The sequence below is a fragment of the Massilia psychrophila genome (assembly GCF_002760665.1).
Classification (GTDB): domain Bacteria; phylum Pseudomonadota; class Gammaproteobacteria; order Burkholderiales; family Burkholderiaceae_D; genus JAFCUW01.
Genome location: NZ_PDOB01000010.1, coordinates 121,044 through 140,024, shown reverse-complemented (window position 1 = coordinate 140,024; position 18,981 = coordinate 121,044). Strand labels below are relative to the sequence as shown.

19 protein-coding genes and 1 pseudogene are annotated in these 18,981 nt (G+C 61.9%); 5 read left to right on the top strand and 15 right to left on the bottom strand.

Translation table 11 applies throughout. The features are described from left to right. Positions 1–261, bottom strand: a pseudogene (locus CR103_RS08875) (IS6 family transposase); the annotation flags it as partial. A gap of 82 nt (positions 262–343) precedes the next feature. Between CR103_RS08875 and CR103_RS08870 the strand changes: the two are divergent. Beyond that, positions 344–763, top strand: coding sequence for a TonB-dependent receptor (locus CR103_RS08870; RefSeq protein ID WP_229442956.1), 420 nt, complete (start codon positions 344–346; stop codon positions 761–763). 495 nt (positions 764–1,258) lie between these two features. Further along, positions 1,259–2,425: a tyrosine-type recombinase/integrase gene (locus CR103_RS08865; protein ID WP_099915619.1), complete on the top strand. Its 1,167-nt coding sequence runs from the start codon at positions 1,259–1,261 to the stop codon at positions 2,423–2,425. A gap of 494 nt (positions 2,426–2,919) precedes the next feature. Here CR103_RS08865 and CR103_RS08860 read toward each other — a convergent pair whose 3' ends face one another. From CR103_RS08860 to mltG, 11 genes are all read right to left on the bottom strand, one after another. After that, the gene (locus CR103_RS08860; RefSeq protein WP_099915618.1) at positions 2,920–5,886 is read right to left on the bottom strand and encodes a putative bifunctional diguanylate cyclase/phosphodiesterase; all 2,967 of its coding nucleotides are present in this window, start codon (positions 5,884–5,886) and stop codon (positions 2,920–2,922) included. 423 nt (positions 5,887–6,309) lie between these two features. Then, positions 6,310–6,534, bottom strand: a complete 225-nt coding sequence (locus CR103_RS08855; RefSeq protein WP_099915617.1) for a DUF6139 family protein — start codon at positions 6,532–6,534, stop codon at positions 6,310–6,312. 91 nt (positions 6,535–6,625) lie between these two features. Next, the gene (locus tag CR103_RS08850) at positions 6,626–6,826 is read right to left on the bottom strand and encodes a hypothetical protein (RefSeq protein ID WP_099915616.1); all 201 of its coding nucleotides are present in this window, start codon (positions 6,824–6,826) and stop codon (positions 6,626–6,628) included. Between the two features lie 139 nt (positions 6,827–6,965). Further along, positions 6,966–7,214 carry a hypothetical protein gene (locus CR103_RS08845; protein ID WP_099915615.1) on the bottom strand — a complete coding sequence of 83 codons (249 nt, stop codon included), beginning with the start codon at positions 7,212–7,214 and terminating at the stop codon, positions 6,966–6,968. 100 nt (positions 7,215–7,314) lie between these two features. After that, complete coding sequence (locus tag CR103_RS08840) at positions 7,315–8,238, bottom strand: class I SAM-dependent methyltransferase (protein WP_099915614.1); 924 nt, start codon at positions 8,236–8,238, stop codon at positions 7,315–7,317. 128 nt (positions 8,239–8,366) lie between these two features. Beyond that, positions 8,367–9,077 (bottom strand): ankyrin repeat domain-containing protein, encoded by a 711-nt coding sequence (locus tag CR103_RS08835; RefSeq protein WP_099915613.1) that lies wholly within the window; start codon positions 9,075–9,077, stop codon positions 8,367–8,369. A 7-nt stretch (positions 9,078–9,084) separates the two neighbouring features. Then, positions 9,085–9,864: a TatD family hydrolase gene (locus tag CR103_RS08830; protein ID WP_099915612.1), complete on the bottom strand. Its 780-nt coding sequence runs from the start codon at positions 9,862–9,864 to the stop codon at positions 9,085–9,087. 57 nt (positions 9,865–9,921) lie between these two features. Then, positions 9,922–10,299 carry a PilZ domain-containing protein gene (locus CR103_RS08825; protein WP_099915611.1) on the bottom strand — a complete coding sequence of 126 codons (378 nt, stop codon included), beginning with the start codon at positions 10,297–10,299 and terminating at the stop codon, positions 9,922–9,924. A gap of 10 nt (positions 10,300–10,309) precedes the next feature. Beyond that, a complete protein-coding gene (gene holB / locus CR103_RS08820) occupies positions 10,310–11,389 on the bottom strand; it encodes a DNA polymerase III subunit delta' (RefSeq protein ID WP_099915610.1) in 1,080 nt (359 codons plus the stop codon). A gap of 100 nt (positions 11,390–11,489) precedes the next feature. Next, entirely contained in the window at positions 11,490–12,119 is a 630-nt protein-coding gene (tmk, locus tag CR103_RS08815; protein ID WP_099915609.1) for a dTMP kinase, read from the bottom strand. A gap of 29 nt (positions 12,120–12,148) precedes the next feature. Then, on the bottom strand, positions 12,149–13,135 hold the full coding sequence (gene mltG, locus CR103_RS08810) for an endolytic transglycosylase MltG (RefSeq protein WP_180279335.1): 987 nt from the start codon (positions 13,133–13,135) through the stop codon (positions 12,149–12,151). Positions 13,136–13,236: 101 nt separating this feature from the next. On the opposite strand from mltG, the gene ygfZ reads away from it, so the two are divergent. The 3 genes from ygfZ to CR103_RS08795 are packed head-to-tail and all read left to right on the top strand — an operon-like array spanning position 13,237 to position 15,320. Continuing rightward, on the top strand, positions 13,237–14,295 hold the full coding sequence (gene ygfZ / locus CR103_RS08805; protein WP_099915608.1) for a CAF17-like 4Fe-4S cluster assembly/insertion protein YgfZ: 1,059 nt from the start codon (positions 13,237–13,239) through the stop codon (positions 14,293–14,295). A gap of 6 nt (positions 14,296–14,301) precedes the next feature. Continuing rightward, positions 14,302–14,592: a DUF4936 family protein gene (locus tag CR103_RS08800; protein WP_099915607.1), complete on the top strand. Its 291-nt coding sequence runs from the start codon at positions 14,302–14,304 to the stop codon at positions 14,590–14,592. Then, positions 14,583–15,320 (top strand): NRDE family protein, encoded by a 738-nt coding sequence (locus CR103_RS08795; RefSeq protein ID WP_099915606.1) that lies wholly within the window; start codon positions 14,583–14,585, stop codon positions 15,318–15,320. Before CR103_RS08800 ends, CR103_RS08795 begins: the two co-directional genes overlap by 10 nt. A gap of 7 nt (positions 15,321–15,327) precedes the next feature. On the opposite strand, the gene CR103_RS08790 is transcribed toward CR103_RS08795, so the two are convergent. From CR103_RS08790 to CR103_RS08780, 3 genes are read right to left on the bottom strand one after another with little or no spacing between them, the layout of a single operon-like run. Continuing rightward, complete coding sequence (locus CR103_RS08790) at positions 15,328–16,230, bottom strand: SDR family oxidoreductase (protein WP_099915605.1); 903 nt, start codon at positions 16,228–16,230, stop codon at positions 15,328–15,330. Between the two features lie 22 nt (positions 16,231–16,252). Further along, entirely contained in the window at positions 16,253–17,035 is a 783-nt protein-coding gene (locus tag CR103_RS08785; RefSeq protein WP_099915604.1) for an SDR family oxidoreductase, read from the bottom strand. Positions 17,036–17,087: 52 nt separating this feature from the next. Next, positions 17,088–18,956, bottom strand: a complete 1,869-nt coding sequence (locus CR103_RS08780; RefSeq protein WP_099915603.1) for an acyl-CoA dehydrogenase — start codon at positions 18,954–18,956, stop codon at positions 17,088–17,090. Positions 18,957–18,981 lie beyond the last annotated feature (25 nt).

Genomic DNA, 18,981 nt, shown 5'->3' with positions numbered 1-18,981 from the left:
TTTCCAGACACCCTTGACCTTGATGTAGGTCTCATCCATTCGCCAGCTGGCGCCTACAGGACGCTTGTGCTTGCAGGCCATCTTCTCGATGAGCGGCAAAAAGCGGATCGCCCAACGGTTGATCGACTAGTGGTCGACCGACACGCCGCGCTCTTGCATGATCTCTTCCAGATGCCGGTAGCTCAGTGGATAAGCCACATACCAACGGATACAAACCAAGATCACATCGATCGGAAAACGCATCCCTTTGAGGTTGAGCATGTCGATTCGTTCAAAGTCACGGCATCGCAGTCTACCTCAAGACCGACAGGAATCCGCTAATGCGACGGAACCCGCCGAGCTGGTGTACCAGCAACTGTTCGCCGGCGGCTTCGGCATCGCCAGCAACTATTCGTACACTTCCAGCGACATCAAGGAAAACATCCTGGTCGGCAATCCATTTCCGATCGAAGGCCTGATGAAGCACAACGGCGGCGTGACCGTGTGGTACGAGCAGAACGGCTACGAAGCGCGCTTGAATGCCAATGCCCACAGCAAGTTCGTGCGCAACCCGGGCTGGTCGCCGAACCTGCTCGAAAACGGCGCCGAGACCTGGGTCGGTCTCGCCTTGGCCAAGCAGCTCACGCCACAGATCCAGCTGCGTTTCGGTGTCGACAACCTGACCAACCAGAAGGTTGTCTACACCGAGGCCAACAATCCGTACCGCCAGGAAGTCACGGAGTCCGGTCGCCGCTTCAACCTCGGCTTGTCGTTCAAGCTGTAAGGGGACCGCTGGCCCCACCGGGCAAGCTGAGCCAGGAACGACAAAAAACCCGTGTTTTCTCAGAAAGCGCGGGTTTTTTATCAAGACGTCGACAGCGACTCGATCAACGCTCCCGCATCGGCAGAACCAATCGCAGTGCGATGCGCGTACTGGATGGCCACGGGGGAGGGGACATTGACTGACAAGCCCGACCAGAGCAGGATGGGGCAGGCCAAGGCAGGACAGCGAAGCGGGTGGCGCAAAATGGGCTTGCTCGGTTCAAGCAGGGGAGAAGCATGGGGTTGGAATTCTGGCCAGAATCGACTAAAATTGACCGAAGTAATTTTTTCGTATGGCGATGGCGCGAGGAAAAACTCAGCCGCCGGGAACACCGTTGCGCGCTACGCCATCCATAAAGTTAATTATACTCGACATTACCAACTATATTGTCGAGTTAAAAAGCGATGCTGGCAAGGATGCTATACTGTACGTTAATACAGTATGACGAACTTTCCCATGCATAAATTCGCACCCATCGACCTCGAACCATCACCCGCGAACACGGCAAAGGTGAGCGCGCGGCCACGCCCGGACATCGGCATTTTCCGCCCAGTCGCCGACGACGCCATTACCGATGCCGCCACCGACAGCGACATAGCGCGGGAATTCATCGAACATGGCGAGTTGAGCGCCAAGTCGATCGCCAATACGCAAAAAGAGCTGTACCGCTTCCTGACCTGGTGCCGGGAGGAGGCAGGAAGATCGTTCCACCAGCTGAGCGTGGCCGACCTGAACAGCTATAAGGAATTTCTCAGGAATCCGCCGCCGGACTGGATATCGAGGACAAAGTGGCCGCGTAGCGATCCGCGTTATCGGCCGTTCACGGGGCCGCTGTCGGATGCCAGCCGGCGCCAGGCAATGATTGCCGTCAAGGGACTGCTGGCATTCGCCGAACAGACCGGCTACCTGCGGCGCAACCCGGCCAGGCTGGTCAGGAACGTCAGGGCGCAGCATGCAAGCCGCATTACACGCTACCTGACCCAGCAGGCAATTGCCCTGGCGCTGGCGACGGTCACCGGACGCGTTGCCGGCACGCCTGCCGCGCTCAGGCAACGCGAACGCGACCGCTTCCTGCTAGTGGCGTTCGCGCATACGGGCGCCCGCTTGAACGAGATCGTCGGCGCCAACATGGGAGCGATTTACACCGAGGACGCCGGCCGCTGGTGGCTTGACGTCATGGGCAAGGGAAACAAGCCGCGCCGTTTGCCGGTACCGCCGGAGATGCTGACGGCCTTCCGCGATTACCGCGAGGCTTTCGGCCTGCTGCCGCAGACAAGCCGCACCGACACCACGCCGCTGGTGCTGTCGAGCCGCAGCCGCGCGCTCGCGCGCCTCACCGACGAAGCTGCTTCTGAAGCGCTGAAGGCGGTATTTGGCGCCGCCGGCCTGGCCGCGGCCGCCACCGGCGACAGCGATACCGCCGCCGTCCTGAGGAACGCGTCGACCCACTGGCTGCGCCACAGCATGCTGACCAATCACGCCAACAATGGCGTTCAATTGAAGACCCTGCAGGACACGGCCGGCCACGCCAACATCGCCACGACTGCCGCGTACCTACACAAGACCGATCACCAGCGCCACGACGAGATCATCGCTTCGGTGAACGGCAAGGGCATCTTATGACAGGATGAAGAGTGGCGTGGCACGCGGGTCGACTAGCCACGCACCGACGTCATTTTACATAATATAAATTATGCGAAGTTTTGGCGCAATGATACGCGCTGCGTTCATCTGCAAGTAATCAGTACCGTTTCCAAGACAGTTCTTCCGTCAATGGTATTTAACGTGTTGCTCGAACTTGTCAATCGACGACGCTCATGCAACTTTCCAGCGTTTCGGTAGCGGCAATACCGCGTGGCCGGTGCTCATTGAAAAACGCGGCTTGCCGCGCCCATGGGCCACTGCCTGGCCGACGCCCGATAGTGCCACGCGCGGACCCGCCGCCCATGCACGCCGACAGCGCAGTCACGGCACGCTTGACTGATATTGCTAACAGCGCCGGCCTGGCGTTCTCGCGCGACCAGGCGTCATGCCCGCTGCGATAAGCCGCTTTCGCGCCATTGCGCACCGCAGTCCTCGGGCAGCGCCCTCTTCCCGTATCGCCCTCACGGTCTGCGTCATGCGCCGTTGTCGTCGCGCTTTTTGAAATTGATGACATTGACCAGTTGGGGCCGGGGACCAATTGGCTTGTCGAGCGTTTCGACAAATGCCAGCAGTTGCGGATCGACAATGAAGCTCGCCGATGATTCGACCCCGAGCATCAAGGACGGGTCGCCGGGGCGCGCAACGGCGTAACCCTGCACGTAATCGACGCCGATCCCGGCCAGCGTCTGCACGGTTGCACAGTCTTCCGCCCACTCGGCGATGGTCTTCATGCCAAAGTTCATGGCAAGTTTGACGATGGCTTGCACGATGGCGACGTTGGCCGGGTGCGCGTTGAGGTTGACGATGAAATTGCCATCGATTTTCAGTAGGTCGGCGGGCAACTCCTTCAGGTAGGAGAATGAGGTGTAGCCGGCGCCAAAATCGTCAAGTGCCACTTTGACGCCGTAACTGCGCACCCGGTCGATGAAGCGGCGCGTGTTTTCAAGGTCCTGCAACGCCACGCTTTCAGTGATTTCCAGGCACAGGCGACTGGCCACGTGCAGGTTTTGCTCGAGGATGGCGAACGCATCTTCGGCGAATCGCTCATCGTTGAGTGAAGCGCCGCTCAAGTTCATGCAGACGAATTGCGTGCGCCCCAAATGGTTGTAGTTGGCCGTCATCCAGGCCAGCGTTGTCGTCATGACCCAGCGGTCGATCACGCCGATCTGTCCGCTGCTTTCAGCGGCGCCGATGATCCGCTCGGCAGGTATTACCGTGCCATCATGGTCGCGCACGCGCAGCAGTACCTCGAAGTTGTGCGTCTCACACGGCGCATTGAGCGACATGATAGGCTGCATTTCAATGAACAGGCAGTCGACGACGCTGCCGCTCGCCAGCCGTTCGACCAGGTCCAGCTCCGCTTCGCGCTCGATGAATGCTGCGGCGTGTTTCTCGTACACCACCAAACCGCCGTTGAGGCTGGTTTTGGCTTCGCGGCAGGCCCGGTCGGCACTCGACAAGGCGTCCTTGAGCAACGATGTTGGCGCCACTTCGATCAGGCCGACGGAAACGCGCACGTGGAATGCCTTGTCGCCGATGCGGTAAGGCATTTCGCTGATGCTGCCGATAATGCCCCGGCAGGTCCGGGCCGCCTGCGCCACGGTGGTATCGGGCATGGCGATGACAAATTCGTCACCGCCGACCCGGCCGATGCAGTAATTTTCGGTGAGCATGCCGGACATGCGCGCGCATACTTGCTTCAACACCTCGTCGCCGACGCCGTGGCCATACAGGTCGTTGATGAGTTTGAAGCGGTCGAGATCGAGGTACGCAAGCGCCAGCGGCCTGGCGGATTTCAGCTGCGTCAACTCGCGCAGCGCGCCGTGATAAAACATTTCAATGCCGCGTCGGTTGCACACCTTGGTCAGCGGATCGTTATCGGCCATGAAACGCAGGTCCTCGATGGCCTTCGACTTCTCGGTGATGTCCTGGAGCGACCCTTCGATCTTGCCGCGCGCAAGTGTAGCCCGAATCAAGAAGCGCTTGCCGCTTTCGGTCCCGGGCGTTGTGTGACCGTTGATTTCAAGCTCGCCATCGGATTGCGTCTGCACCATGGTGTGCAACTGTTGCCAGGCGGCCTCGTCAAAATACGCGCCCCAGGACGTCGACGGCGCCCACTCGGGCCCGCCCATCATGGCAAGCAGGGCCGGATTCTTGCTCAGGAAGTTGCCATCGAGGTCGAGCGTGAACAGGCCAACCGGCATCGCTTCATACGTGTGTTCCAGTTCAGCCTGCGCTTCGACATTTTGCCTGTGCTCCTGCCGCATTTGCTCGGCAATGGCGAGCGCCGCCAGCAAACTCGACGACAGCGCCGCCGTGACGCTGTTGACCGAGCCAATCAGGCCGGTAAAGCCGAAAGCGGCGGTAATTACTTCGGACATGCTGGCAAACAGGGTGATGCAGATCGAAGCGCCGTACCAGATCGCCACCGGCGAGCGCGTCACCAACAGGATACGGACGAGGAAAAACAGCAGTACGCCAATGCTCAGGCTTGCGGCAACCCAGATGATTGGCAGAAAAGTCTCGTACGGGATGATGAGCGACATCACCAACAAAGGCACACAAGTCCATTGCGAGAATCTGAGCAACGCGGCATAGCCGACTTTTGCAAGGCCGTCCTTGAACAAGGTGCGAAACAGGGTAATCGTCAAGACATAATAGGCCGCCAACGTCAGCGGCCGGACGTAACCGATCCACGTAGGCGGCAGCGTCATCCCCAGCCACTGGAAGTCCCATCCGACCGATAGCCCGGCCACCCGCAGGTTCACGACCAGCCATGTTGCAAAAATGACGTACATACTGTTGCGATTGATCACTGCCGTTACCAGCATGAAGACCGCCAGCACCAGCAGTCCCCCATCTAGCAAGCCGGCGCTGCGGTGGTACTCCTCTGCTGCAACGCGCAGTTGTGCCGCCGGCCATTCGAACGCAGTCAGGCGTGCCGGTCCGATAAATTCGGCGCGGCACAGCACCTGGCGGGGGAACGCGGCCGCTTCCAGCGTCAGCGCGAACCCCGCCTTGATGACGCCAACGCCGCCGACTGCACGCTGGCGGTCGGCAGCGCCGAGCGGCGCCAGGGTCTGTGCATTCCAGCAAGCGGTATCGATTGCGTGCCTGGACGGAAACTCGGCCATGATCGGCCCGTTGTTCTCTGTGGCGCCAATGCCGAACTGGAACCAGACCGGCTTTTCGGAACGGCGGGTTTCATGGCGCTGTACTGCCGGGCGGCCAGCGAGCAGTTGCTGTGCCTGGGCCGGCGATAATGCTTGGCCCGGCTCTTCGACGACGCGCAACGCCAAGGGTTTGGCGGGGGAATAGGGGAAAAAACTCTGCCACGTCGACAACGCAATTATGGTCACCAACGCAATCAAGGCAGGCATGGCGTAAGCTGCAAACGCGTACAACACCCGGTCGAGATACAGGCCTAGATATTTTGACATGCTGTTATTTCATCCTCACGGAAACTGTCCTCGCCACGCATGGACCGCATCCGAAACTGCACTCAGCCGCACCGCGAAGTCTTGATCCCGGGTCCGGCGTGGCCGTTTTCCAGCTATTCGTGCAGCTGAATACTACTCTGGGTTCCTCAATTCCTTGGGATTACCAACGCGCGGCGTACAACCGCGATTGTGCGGCCCTGGGCAGGCTGCTGACAGCATGCGCAGGACTTAAAACGCGTGGGGAAGCGGATGCCGCTCGGGTGATGCAATCATGAAGGGTGCACTTGTCGGTGCAAGCCCTGCCGCACCATCCTTCATTGCCACACGCGGAGGCAGCACGCAGCGCTCGTGCTGCATTGCATTTTTGTCCATATCGAGAGTGAGCGCCCCAGGGCAAGGCTTTGGCCGAGCCGTCGGCCCGGATCAGTGCAAGGCAGTTACCGCATAACCTTTTTCTGCAATCTGTTGCGACACGTGATCGATCGCATAGTCTTCCAGACGCTCGGCGTCGTCGTCCACTTCAAGCGCCCTCACCTCCACCTGCCAGTCAGTGCTGGTCGCTTCTTCAGGAATATTGCGTGTTTCCGGTACAGCCAGGTATGAAAACTTGCCGCCGGTTTCGGCTCTGCGGTAAATATCCAGGCGCATGGTGGTTTCTCCTGTTAGTGAACACGGTATCGAGGTCTTACTTTAAGCCAACGGCTGCGGACCGTCTGTTAAATACAGCACACAGTCTGCTTCAACGGCCCGGATTGCCGCGCAGGATACGGGCAGGCAGCATGACGATGGCGCGCAGCAGCTCGAAGACCGCTTCGACACCGACCCCGACTAGCCGCAGCGGCAACAGCAGCAGCCAGACCAGCGGATACAGCACCAAGGCCAGCAAAGCGAGCGGCCAGCACAGGAACAGTACGACCAGCCACAGCAGGAAACTCAACATGGTTCACTCCAATCGAAGTCGGTTCGGGTGAAGTGACTGTAGGGCCGCCGTCCTCGCGGTGCAATTGCCGTGCGATGAACTGCGCGCGGGCGCGATCAAAGGCCGAAACACGAGGTCAAAGCGCAGGACGGGGGGGTGGCTATTGCCCGACGCAAATGATCTTGGTCGCGTATTCCTGGGCATTGGTTTTCTTGTTGGACGCCCAGTCGATCACCTCCTGCGCCTGGCCGACCGTCATGATGGTCGCTTTTTCCTTGTTCTTGATAAAGGACACGCCTTCGAACTTGCCTTCCTTGCTGCGCATGACTTTGGCAAATACAGGCGGCTTGCTGTCGCCATCGCCGACTTTGTTTTGCTGGACGAGATAACGTTGGTCGAGGTTTTCCATAGGGTCTTTGCAGGTGGTAATCAATCCCGCATTTTACGGCCTGGGAGGCAAAGACGTGGGGAAATGGTCCGGCTGGACAGGCGGGACCTGCAACCGGCAATCAGGCCAATTCCGCGGCCGCGATTGCGGCCTCGACGCTGGCAGTGGCCAGTACCTGTGCGCGGATGGCCGCCTGCAGCGATGGAATCGATCCGCCGGCGCGGTACTGGAAGCTGACCTGCAACACGTCGCCAGGGCTTACCTGAACCGGGCTATCGAGTGGCAACGCCATGCTGTGATTGAGCCAGTCGATCGTGCTCGACTCTTCGCTGACAACGGCCAGGATGTTCTTGGTGATGAAGCGCAGCGCATTGAGCATGCCGGCTTTGTCGATTCGGAACTGGCCTTCCCAGGCGATCCGGGTATCGGTCGGCTGGCTGAAGTCGAGCACACTGTAGACCGCCGGCGCCGCCAGTTCGGTCGTGCCTCGACTGCTCGCGGCGGTGTCCTGGAACTGCACGATCGGCGCATGAAAGCCCTCGAAATCGTAATCCTGCTGCAGCGGCTGGACCGCCATGATGACCGCCTCGGGCAAGAACACCGGCAGCGGAGCGCCAAAGCGGGCCAGATAGCGCCGCTTGAACGATTCCATCACTTCCACCTGTTTTTCGCGCAGCATTGCCACGTGGATCATTTCACAGATCACCACGTCGACCGGCTCCGGCGGCAGGTATTCGAAGGCATCGGCATGCACCACCTCGACCTTGTGGCCGTTCGGGTTCATCGCCAGCATCTTGCGCGCTTCCTTGACCATGTCCGGATTGAACTCGACGCAGTACACTTTTTCCGCCTTGGCGGCCGCAAACCACGACAGGACACCAGTGCCGCCGCCCAGTTCGAGCACCTTGGCGCCTGGCTTGACGGCGTAATTGATGGCCGATTTGAAACCATGCATGCGGTTTTGGTCCATCAGCATGTTGTGATGGTAATGGACCGGTATGAACTGACCCAGGTAGCAGCTTTCGATTTCGCGTTCAGTCAACATGGCAATCCTTGATTTCCAGGCGCCGCTTCCATGTGCGGGAAACGCGCCTGCGTGTGAATGGTTACGACTATTATTCCCAAAAATCAACTCAACCAAAACGGCAAGGTCAGTCCGTTTTCGGTGTCAATTCAACGATTCGGGCCGGGATTGGGCGGCGAGCGGCGGGCAAGGTGCGTGGCAATGGCGGCGGCGATGCGCGGCTTGTCGGCGCGCTGGGCAATCTGGGCGGCAGTGAGGGACTCGCTGTTTTTCAGGCTGGCGTCGGCGCCTTCGTCGAGCAGCAAGCCGACAGTTGACTCGTGGCCTTCGCGCGCGGCGATCATCAGCGGCGTGAATTTGGCGGGGGCTTCGGCGTCGATGTAGGCGGAATGGTCGAGCAAAATCCTGGTGATCTCGTCGTCGCCGGCGGCGGCGGCAAAATGCAGGGCGGTCCAGCCGGGCCGGTTGACGATGGCGCCCTTGGCCAGCAACGCCTTGACCGCCGGGACGTTGTGCTTGAACGAGGCCATCATCAGGGCGGTGTTGCCGTTCGGCGCCTTCAACTCAAGTTTGGTCGATGGATGGGCCAGCAGGACGTCGAAGACGCCCGAGGATCCTTCGCGCAGCGCCAGGATCAACCCGCTCTCGCCGCCGATCGGGTCGATCGCATTGGGCCCGACCATGCCGCCGGCGATCATGGTGCTGACGGTGCCGGCGTCGTTGAGTTTGACCGAGCGAAAGAAGGTGGTCAGTTGCGCGATCGTCGCCGCGCCCGCCGGGCCGGCACCGAGCGTGACGGCAATGGCGACGCAGCAGATATTGCGAATAAATTGGCTGGAAAAAAATCCCGGTATCGACATGACGTATTCACCGTTCGATGTTGAATAAATTAAAGAAATTGTCCGTCGTCTGCTGTGCCACCTGGCTCAACGGCACGTCTTTCAAGGTGGCGAGGTATTCGGCGACATGGCGCACGAAACCCGGTTCGTTCATCCGGCCGCGCAGCGGCACCGGCGCCAGGTAGGGCGAATCGGTTTCGATCAGGGTACGCTCGAGCGGCACCTCGCGCGCTACCGCCTGCAAGTCCTTCGCGCTCTTGAAGGTGACGATGCCGGAGAACGATATATAGAAACCCATCGCCAGCGCCGCCTGCGCCACGTCGAGCGATTCGGTGAAGCAATGCATGACGCCGGCGACGCCGCCCTTGTCGGTGCCGGCGCCCTCCTCGCGCATGATGCGGATGGTGTCTTCGCTGGCCGCTCTTGTGTGAATAATCAACGGCTTGCGCGTGGCTCTTGAAGCTCTTATGTGGGTTCGAAAGCGTTCACGTTGCCACTCGAGGTCGCCTTCGAGCCGGTAATAGTCGAGCCCGGTTTCGCCTATGGCAACGATTTTTTGGTGATTCGACAGTTCGACCAGTTGCAGGAGGGTGGGTTCCGGCGTGTCCGCGTAATCGGGGTGGACGCCGACCGAGGCGTAGATATGTGGATATTGCTCGGCCAGCGCCAGCACTTGCGGGAAATGCGGCAGGTCGACCGAAACGCACAGCGCATGAGTAACCTTGTTTTCGGCCATGTTGGCCAGCAGCTCGGGCATGCGCGCGGCCAGCTCGGGGAAATTGATGTGGCAGTGGGAATCGATATACATGCCCCGATTGTAGCCGATCGCAGCCCAAGGCAACCCGGCCGCCGCGCTTGGCGACTGCTACAGCGTGTGGGTGGCGCGCGATGAACGCAGTGCCGCGCCGAGGATTTCTTCGACGCGCAGCTTGGCGCGCTGGCCGGTGTCGTCGGCCGGGAAATGCACGCCGATGCCTTGCGCCTTGTTGTTGTTGGCGCCGGCCGGCGTGATCCAGGCGACCTTGCCGGCAATCGGGTACTTGTTGGGATCGTCCATCAGCGCGAGGATCAGGTAGATCTCGTCGCCGATCTGGTAAGGCTTGGCGGTGGGCACGAACATGCCGCCATTCGCCAGGAAAGGCATGTAGGCCGCATACAGCGCCGCTTTTTCCTTGATGGCAAGCGACAGCACCGATGGCCGCGGGATCGTCGGGACGCTCGGTTCAGTTGGGTTGCCGGTCATTCAAATCCTCTCAGGGGGTACGGCCGGGGCCGCAGCATGCAGTGTAATCAAGCAGCATCGCTTCGACAAACAATTTCGGCGACAGTGGATGGTCCGCGATCGCGCGCCGCTGGTTGGTACTCTTAACGGCGAGCAACAATTTCGCAGTGTGCACGCTGGCGGCCAAGGCGGCAACTTCCTTTTGGAAGCGCGGATAATAGCGGATGTTGCCCGACAGTTTGTACGATACCAAGTCGTACAGCCACCGTTGCTGACAAGATACAAGCGCGCCCAGCGGCAATTTGCTCAGCTTGTCGGCGGCTTTCAAGGCCGCTTCGACACCAGGGCGGGCCAGAAATTGCAGTAACGTTTCCAACTCGTCACGGTTGCCCGACTCCGACTGCGCCAGCGCCGCCAGCGGTGCGCCGCCCTGCTCGCGCAGCCAACTGTCGGCGTCGGCCAGGCCTTGCTCCTTCAGCCAGGCCAGCGCCGCGGCGTTGTCCGGCATTGGTAGCGCGAACTTGCGGCAGCGCGACAGGATGGTCGGCAGCAACCGGTCCAGGCTGTTTGACGACAACAGGAAGACGGTGCCCGGCGGCGGCTCCTCCAAGGTTTTCAGCAAGGCGTTCGAGGCCGGCATGTTGAGCGCCTCGGCCGGATACAGGACGATTACGCGCAAGCCCTGGCGGTGGGTCGAAATGTTCATGAAGTCGGCCAGCTGCCGGATCTGCTCGATTTTTATTTCTTTCGACGGCGCCTTGGTCGCCTTGGCGGCGCCGGCGGAGCTGCGTTTCTTGGTGGCTTCGGCGTCGCCGCCAGGTTCGCCGTTGTCCCCCTCGGCCGGCAACTCGTCTTCCAGCGCCTCCGGGCGCACGCGGCGGTAATCGGGATGGTTGCGCTGCGAAAACCAGCCGCACGAGACGCAGCTGCCGCAGGCAAAGCCGTCAGCGCGGACGTTCTCGCACAGCAGCGACTGGGCGAACGCTTCGATGAAGTCGGCCTTGCCGGTGCCCGCTTCGCCGTGGAACAGGATGGCGTGCGGCAGGCGCGCGCGCATCTCCTGCAGTTGCTGCCACGCCGGCGATTGCCAGGGATAAATCACTTTATTCATTCAATTCAGTATCTTGCGTGATGTTATTAAGGTTGATTCGAATTCCGCCGCCGCGACTGTGCGCGCCGCCCCGCAGTTAAAGTGATGTCTCAACATCGACTTAAAGTAACTTCTGAAGTACCGCGCTCAAGGCCGCGCGCGTCTGTTCGATGCTGCGGGTCGAATCGATGACGACGATGCGCTCGGGGAACTGGGCGGCGCGGCGCAGGTATTCGTTGCGGCAGGCGGCAAAAAAGTCCTGTTGCTCCTGTTCGAACTTGTCCAGGGTGCGGGTGGCGTCGAGCCTGGCGCGGGCGACGTCGAGCGGAACGTCGAACAGGAACGTCAATACCGGCTGCAGGTGCGGATGAACCCACTGCTCGAGCGCCTCCATCTTGGCGCGCGACAGGCCGCGCCCGCCGCCCTGGTAGGCGAAACTGGCGTCGGTAAAACGGTCCGAAATCACCCATTCGCCGCGTGCGAGCGCCGGTTCGATCACTTGCGCCATGTGTTCGCGGCGGCTGGCGAACATCAGCAAGGCTTCTGTCTCGAGGTGCATCTTGTCGTGCAACAGCATGTCGCGCAGCTTTTCGCCGACCGCGGTGCCGCCCGGTTCGCGCGAAGAGACGACGGTCTTGCCATGCGCCTTCAAAAAATCGGCGACAAAGCCGATGTGGGTCGACTTGCCGGCGCCGTCGATGCCTTCAAAGCTGATGAACTTGCCGGGTACTGCGGTACTGTCTGGGGTCATGAAAAGTAAAACGCTTTAATTTTTGAGATCTATCGTTGAAATTGATTCACTGCCCGATTATGGTCAAGCAGGTTGCCGGAAAACTTGCTGGTGCCGTCGCCCCGCGAGACGAAGTACAAGGCGTCGGTCTTGGCCGGCCCGAGCGCCGCGCCGAGCGACTGCACGCCTGGCAAGGAGATCGGCGTCGGCGGCAAGCCTGGCCGGGTGTATGTATTGTACGGCGTGTCGGTAAGCAGATCCTTTTTGCTGATCTTGCCTTCATACCTGGCTCCCATGCCGTAAATGACGGTCGGATCGGTCTGTAACAGCATGCCCAGCTTGAGCCGGTTGACGAACACGCCGGCAATCATGGCGCGCTCCGATTTCTGCCCGGTCTCTTTTTCGACGATCGACGCCATCGTCAACGCCTGGTAGGGATTGGCGTACGGCAGGCCCGGATCGCGCTTTTCCCACGCCGATTTCAGGTGCGCCATCAGCATCGCGTGCGCCTGCTTGTAAATGTCGATGTCGGGCGAACCCTTGGCAAACAGGTAGGTATCGGGAAAGAACAAGCCTTCCGGCGCCTTGAAGTCGGGCGACACCTTCGCCATCAAGTCCTGGTCCGACAGCGCCGCCGTTTCATGCTTGAGTCCCTCGTTAGCGGCAATCGCCTGACGCATCTGCCGGAACGTCCAGCCCTCGATGATGGTCAGGGACTCCTGGGCGAACTCGCCGCGCACCAGTTGATCGATCAGCCGGCGCGGGCTGGTGCCGGGTTTGAGTTCATAACTGCCAGCCTTGATGCGCGACGCTTTCTGGGTCACCCGCGCCAGCATTGAAAACAGCCACGGATTGAGCGGCGCGCCGGCCGCGGCGATCTGATGGGCCGCGAGGCCCACGCCACTGCCCGGCAACACGGTGAAGGCAATCACGCCTTCCTGGTCGGTAATGGGTTGCTTCGCCCACCATGAGAAACCAGCCACGGCCGCAACCGAAACGACGGTGCCGGTGATAAACAATTTTTTTATGAAACTCATTCTTGCTCTTTTGGTTTTGCGGGGAGTCCGGCGGGAATTTCCCGACATCTCTATAATGAACCCGTAATCATAATGCCTTAACGGAAAGTATTTGGGAATTTATGGATAACTGGAATAACTATCTCGCCTCCCAAGGCGCGCGTCACAGCCCGGATGATACCTCGCAAGCGACCGATTTCGGCCATGCGTTGAGTGTGGCGCAGCTCAATGCCGGCTTTGTCGCCGTCATAAGCGACCTCGGCCTTATATCGGTGAGCGGTGAAGACGCTGCCAGCTTCCTGCACAACCAGCTCACCAACGACGTCCAGAACCTCGGCTTCGACCAAGTCCGGCTGGCCGGCTATTGCTCGCCCAAGGGCAGGCTGCACGCCACGTTGCTCATGTGGCGCAACGCCGAATCGGTTTTTCTGCAGTTGCCGCGCGAATTGCAGCCAGCGTTGCAGAAGCGGCTGTCGATGTTCGTGATGCGTTCGAAAGCGAAGCTGACCGACGCCGGCGGCGTAGTGGTGCTGGGCCTGGGCGGCTTGGCTGCCCAGGCCGCCCTGAAAAAGCATTTCGCGGCTTTGCCGGAAGCGCCTTATGCCAGGATCGACACCGATCTGGGCACCTTGCTGCGGGTGGCCGATGGGCTCAACGCGCCGCGCTACGAGTGGCTGGCCACGCCCGCCACCGCGCAGGCCGTGCTGCCAGCATTGCGCGACGTGCTCGCGCTGGGCGGCAACCAGGCCTGGCACTTGTCGTCGATCCACGCCGGCGTGCCGCAGGTGAGCACCAGGACGCAAGAGCAGTTCGTGCCGCAGATGATTAACTTCGAGCTGCTGGGCGGCGTCAATTTCAAGAAAGGCTGCTATCCGGGCCAGGAGATCGTCGCCCGCAGCCAGTACCTCGGCACGCTCAAGCGGCGCACGACCCTCGCCACCATAGCCGATGCGAACGCACAAGCAGGCGACGAGGTGTTCGCCGAGGCCGATCCGGGCCAGCCCTGCGGCATGGTGGTCAATGGCGCGCCCAACGGCCTCGGGGGCACCGATGTCCTGGTTGAAATGAAGCTGGCCGCGCTGGCCGCTGGCGAAACAGGAAACATCCGGCTCGGCTCGGCAACCGGCGCGCCGCTGACGTTCCTGGCCATGCCCTACCCGCTCGACGCCCTCGTGCTCTGAGCCGGCATGTTCGACCTGTACATTTACTATCAGGTGCGCATGGAAGACGCCGCTGCACTGTCGTCGCGGGTGCGGGCAATGCAGGCGCGCCTAGTCGTCGAGCACGGCGTCGCCGGCCAGCTCAAGCGGCGCCCTGAGGCGAAAGACGGCTTGCAAACCTGGATGGAGATTTATCCCGCGACCCTCCCGGGCTTCGACGCCGTCCTTGAGGCGGCGGTAGCGCACGCCGCACTGGCGCAATTGACCGCCGGCAAGCGTCACACCGAATTTTTCATGGATCTACCGACATGTGCTTGATTGTTTTTGCCTGGCACGTCGTGCCCGGCGCCCCGCTGATTGCCGCCGCCAACCGCGACGAGTTTTACGACCGTCCGGCCAGCGCCGCCGCCAGCTGGCCCGAGCACCCGCGGGTGTACGCGGGGCGCGACTTGAAAGGCGGCGGCAGCTGGATGGGCATCACCCGCGAGGGCCCGGGCGGGCCCAGGTTCGCGGCGCTGACCAACATCCGCGGCCCGCTCGAGCGGCGCACCGACGCGCCGTCGCGCGGCGCGCTGGTGGCCGACTACCTGGCGGGCGAATTGTCCGCGCCCGAGTACATCGCCAGCATTGCCGATGTCGCCGGGGCCTACAACGGCTTCAACCTGGTGCTGGGAGACCGCGACAGCCTGTACTGGTTTTCCAACCGCGGCGACGGCGACGAGCGCAACGGCCAGGCACTGCAGCCAGGCATCTACGGCATTTCAAACGGTTTGCTCGATTCGCCATGGCCGAAAGTGCTGCGTACCAAGGCGCAGTTCGCCAGCCTGCTGTGCCAGGGCGCGCCCGAGGATGCCTACTTCGAGATGCTGGCCGACACCACCCGCGCCCCCGACGTGCGCCTGCCCGACACCGGCATCGCGATCGAGATCGAGCGCATGCTGTCGGCGGTCTGCATCGAAACGCCCGGCTACGGCACCCGCACCTCGACCGTCGTCACACTGTATGCGGCCGCGCCGGCCGAACTGCACGAGCGCGTGCTGCAGTAAATTCAGCTTACAACTTCATCTTGGCGCGCAGCATGTCGCGGATGTGCGGCGCCGCCTTGTAGGGATCGCTTGGATTGCGCTGGTGCACGATTTGGTCCATGCGCTCGGCGACGTTGCCCAGCGCTGCCGGGTGCGAGTAGATGTAGAACTGGCCATCGGCAATCGCCTCGAAAGTCAGCCTGGCGACATCGAACGCCGACACCTTGCCGGACTCCACCGCCTTGCTGGTCATTGCCTGCGCCGCCACCTGGCTGGCGGTCGGGCCGGCCGTCATCTTGACGTCGAGGGGCCGGTTGCGGTGCGACTGGCTGATTCCGGTCGGCACAAAATACGGGCACAGCACCGAAGCGCCAATCGGCGCGCCGACCAGTTGCAGGTCGTGGTACAGGGTTTCGGACAGCGACACCACGGCATGCTTGGAGACGTTGTAGACGCCCATCGCCGGCGCATTGAGCAGGCCCGCCATCGACGCCGTGTTGACGATGTGACCCTCGAACGAGGGATCGCGCGCGGCGCATTCGAGCATCAAGGGCGTAAAGATGCGCACGCCATGAATCACGCCCCACAGGTTCACGCCCAGCACCCACTCCCAGTCGGCTTCGGAATTCTCCCAAATCAAGCCGCCCGAGCCGACGCCGGCGTTATTAAATACCAGGTGGACGGCGCCGAATTGCGCCATCGCCGCGTCCGCCAGCGCCTGCACCTGGACGCCCTTGCGCACGTCGCAAGGCATCGCCAGCACCGTGGCGCCGCCGCCCTCGAGTTCGGCTCTGGCCTTGTCGAGCCCGTCCAGGTCGACGTCGGCCAGCACCAGCTGCATGCCGAGGGCGGCCGCGCGGTTGGCAAATTCAAGGCCGAGGCCGCTAGCTGCGCCGGTGATGACGGCCACTTTCCCGTTGAAGTTTTTCATTCGCTTGGCTCGCGTTATCGCGTTATACGGCCGACACGCCGCCGTCGACGGCCAGGGTCTGGCCGGTGATGTGCTTGCCCGCGTCTGAAGCGAACAGCACCGTGACGCCTTTCAGGTCCTCATCGTCGCCGATCCGCCCCAACGGCGCTTCCTTCGTCAGCGTCTCTTCGCCGATCGCCGCCAGCACGCCCTTGGTCATTTTCGACGGAAAAAAACCCGGCGCGATCGAATTGACCGTGATGCCGTAACGGCCCCACTCGCCTGCCAGCGTGCGGGTGAAGTTGACGACCGCCCCTTTCGAGGTGTTGTAGGCGATCGTGTTCATCGTATTCGGCGGGTTGCCGGCGAGGCCGGCAATCGACGAAATATTGATGATGCGCCCGTACCGGCGTGGGATCATCGACGCCTTGCCGACCGCCTGGGTGAGCATAAAAATACTGCGGATATTCAGGTTCATTACCTTGTCCCAGGCCTCGAGCGGATAATCCTCGGCCGGCGCCCCCCAACTTGCGCCAGCGTTATTGACCAGGATATCGATGTGGCCGAGGCGCTCCATCGCCCGGTCGACCAAAGGCTGGACCTGGGCGTCGATCGACAGGTCGACGGCGATGGCCGAGGCGTCGATCCCGCGCGCCGCCAAGTGGGCAAGCGCCTCGTCGAGTTCGGACTGCTTGCGCGCCGACAGCACGATACGCGCGCCCTGCTCGCCGAGCGCCTCCGCCATCTGCAGGCCGAGCCCGCGCGAGCCGCCGGTGACCAGTGCCGTCTTGCCGGCCAGTGAAAACAATTGTTGGGAAGTACGCATGGCGATGATTCCTTGGTTAGTTGCAAAATCCACCCCGGGGGGCGGGCTCAAGTCAAAACCACGCGTCTTGCATGTCCAGCGTGGTGGTGTCGATACTGGCGAGCAGTTCGAGCTGGGGCTGAACCTTCGGCAATTCCCAGTGGAAGAAATAGCGGCACGCTTGCAGTTTGCCGCGGTAGAAATCGGCATCGAGCGCGGCCGCGCCGGCCAGTCGGGTTGAGGCCAGCAGCGCCTGGTCCAGCCACATCCACGCCACCACCACATGGCCCACCGCCTCGAGGTAGACGCTGGCGTTGGCCAGCGTCTTGTTCAGGTCGCCGCAAGCGTACAGCGCCGTGGTGACGGCCTCGACCTGCTGCCAGCTCGCTTCGAGCTGTGCTGCGTACGCCAACAATTCGGCCGCCACCCCGGGCAGGTGCGCGCCGGCGACGGTCCGGGTCAATGCCGCGCTGACGGAGCGCAACAGCGCACCGTCCTGGATCGACGCCTTGCGGCCCAGCAGGTCGAGGCCGTGAATGCCGTGGGTGCCCTCGTGGATCGCGTTGAGCCGGTTATCGCGGTAAAACTGTTCGACGTTGTACTCGCGCGTGTAGCCGTAGCCGCCGTGTACCTGGATCGCCAGGCTGTTCGCTTCCACGCACCATTGCGCCGGCCACGACTTGGCGATCGGCGTGAGGAAATCGAGCAAGCGGCCGGCGTCGCGGCGCGCTGCCTGCGTGTCGGCGCTGTGCTGCTCGTCGACCAGCCGGGCGCAATACAGCACCAGCGCCATCGCGCCTTCGGTGTAGGCTTTTTGCGCCAGCAACATGCGCCGCACATCGGTGTGCCGGATGATCGCCACTTGCGGCTTGACCGGGTCTTTTTCGGTCGGATGGCGTCCTTGCGGGCGATTGCGGGCGTAATCGAGGGCATGCAGGTAAGCGGTCACCCCTAACACCGCCGCGCCCAGGCCGACGCCGATGCGCGCCTCGTTCATCATGTGAAACATGTTGGCCAGGCCCTGGTGGGGCGCGCCAACCAGGTAGCCGACCGCGCCTGCCCTGCCGCCCGGCTGGTACTTGCCCTCACCAAAGTTGAGCAGGCAGTTAGTGGTGCCGCGGTTGCCCATCTTGTGGTTCAGGCCGGCCAGGACGACGTCATTGCGTTCGCCCGGCGCGCCATGCTCATCGAGCAGGAACTTCGGCACGATGAACAGCGATATGCCTTTGACGCCGGGGATCAGGCACCCGTCCGGCCCCGGGATCTTGGCCAGCACCAGGTGGACGATGTTGCCTGCAAGATCGTGCTCGCCGGCCGAGATCCACATCTTGTTGCCGGTAAGCCGGTACTGGCGCTCGCCGTCGGGGCCGTCAGCAGGATCCGGCTCGGCGCGGGTGGTAATGTCGGACAGGCTGGAACCTGCCTGTGGCTCCGACAGGCACATCGTCCCAAAAAACCGGCCGGCCAGCATCGGCCGCACGAATTGTTCGACCTGGCGCGGCGTCGCGCATTTAAGCAAGGTATTGGCGTTGGCGATGGTAAGAAAGATATACGCCGACGTGGCGACGTTGGCGGCGGTGAACCATGCCATCACCGCTTTTTCCACCACGCACGGCAGCTGCATGCCGTCGTACTCGTAGTCTTGGCCGGCGGCCATCAGGCCGGCCGCGGCGAAGGCGTCGAGCGCGGTTTTTACCTCGGGGATGATGGCCACGATTGCTGCGCCAGCACCGGCCTCACACATAGTTGGCTCGTTGCAGTCGCTCTTCTTGTTATGCGGCGCGAACAGGTCGGTGGCGATCTGCTCGGCGGTATCAAGCGCCGCGCTAAAAGTTTCGCGGCTGTGGTCGACAAAGCGCGCGCGGCTGGTCAGCGACTCGGCGTCGAGCCACTCGAACAACAGGAAATCGAGGTCGCGGCGCGACAGGATCTTTGATTGCATGGGTGGGCTCCAAAAAAAGTGCGGG

What these genes read in the sequence shown, in the direction of transcription:
- CR103_RS08835 (WP_099915613.1), bottom strand. Translation starts at nt 9,077, where the DNA reads ATGTCGATACCGGGATTTTTTTCCAGCCAATTTATTCGCAATATCTGC.
- CR103_RS08790 (WP_099915605.1), bottom strand. Translation starts at nt 16,230, where the DNA reads ATGAAAAACTTCAACGGGAAAGTGGCCGTCATCACCGGCGCAGCTAGC.
- holB (WP_099915610.1), bottom strand. Translation starts at nt 11,389, where the DNA reads ATGAATAAAGTGATTTATCCCTGGCAATCGCCGGCGTGGCAGCAACTG.
- CR103_RS08855 (WP_099915617.1), bottom strand. Translation starts at nt 6,534, where the DNA reads ATGCGCCTGGATATTTACCGCAGAGCCGAAACCGGCGGCAAGTTTTCA.
- CR103_RS08785 (WP_099915604.1), bottom strand. Translation starts at nt 17,035, where the DNA reads ATGCGTACTTCCCAACAATTGTTTTCACTGGCCGGCAAGACGGCACTG.
- mltG (WP_180279335.1), bottom strand. Translation starts at nt 13,135, where the DNA reads ATGAGTTTCATAAAAAAATTGTTTATCACCGGCACCGTCGTTTCGGTT.
- CR103_RS08850 (WP_099915616.1), bottom strand. Translation starts at nt 6,826, where the DNA reads ATGTTGAGTTTCCTGCTGTGGCTGGTCGTACTGTTCCTGTGCTGGCCG.
- ygfZ (WP_099915608.1), top strand. Translation starts at nt 13,237, where the DNA reads ATGGATAACTGGAATAACTATCTCGCCTCCCAAGGCGCGCGTCACAGC.
- tmk (WP_099915609.1), bottom strand. Translation starts at nt 12,119, where the DNA reads ATGACCCCAGACAGTACCGCAGTACCCGGCAAGTTCATCAGCTTTGAA.
- CR103_RS08825 (WP_099915611.1), bottom strand. Translation starts at nt 10,299, where the DNA reads ATGACCGGCAACCCAACTGAACCGAGCGTCCCGACGATCCCGCGGCCA.
- CR103_RS08860 (WP_099915618.1), bottom strand. Translation starts at nt 5,886, where the DNA reads ATGTCAAAATATCTAGGCCTGTATCTCGACCGGGTGTTGTACGCGTTT.
- CR103_RS08865 (WP_099915619.1), top strand. Translation starts at nt 1,259, where the DNA reads ATGCATAAATTCGCACCCATCGACCTCGAACCATCACCCGCGAACACG.
- CR103_RS08795 (WP_099915606.1), top strand. Translation starts at nt 14,583, where the DNA reads ATGTGCTTGATTGTTTTTGCCTGGCACGTCGTGCCCGGCGCCCCGCTG.
- CR103_RS08780 (WP_099915603.1), bottom strand. Translation starts at nt 18,956, where the DNA reads ATGCAATCAAAGATCCTGTCGCGCCGCGACCTCGATTTCCTGTTGTTC.
- CR103_RS08830 (WP_099915612.1), bottom strand. Translation starts at nt 9,864, where the DNA reads ATGTATATCGATTCCCACTGCCACATCAATTTCCCCGAGCTGGCCGCG.
- CR103_RS08840 (WP_099915614.1), bottom strand. Translation starts at nt 8,238, where the DNA reads ATGTTGACTGAACGCGAAATCGAAAGCTGCTACCTGGGTCAGTTCATA.
- CR103_RS08845 (WP_099915615.1), bottom strand. Translation starts at nt 7,214, where the DNA reads ATGGAAAACCTCGACCAACGTTATCTCGTCCAGCAAAACAAAGTCGGC.
- CR103_RS08800 (WP_099915607.1), top strand. Translation starts at nt 14,302, where the DNA reads ATGTTCGACCTGTACATTTACTATCAGGTGCGCATGGAAGACGCCGCT.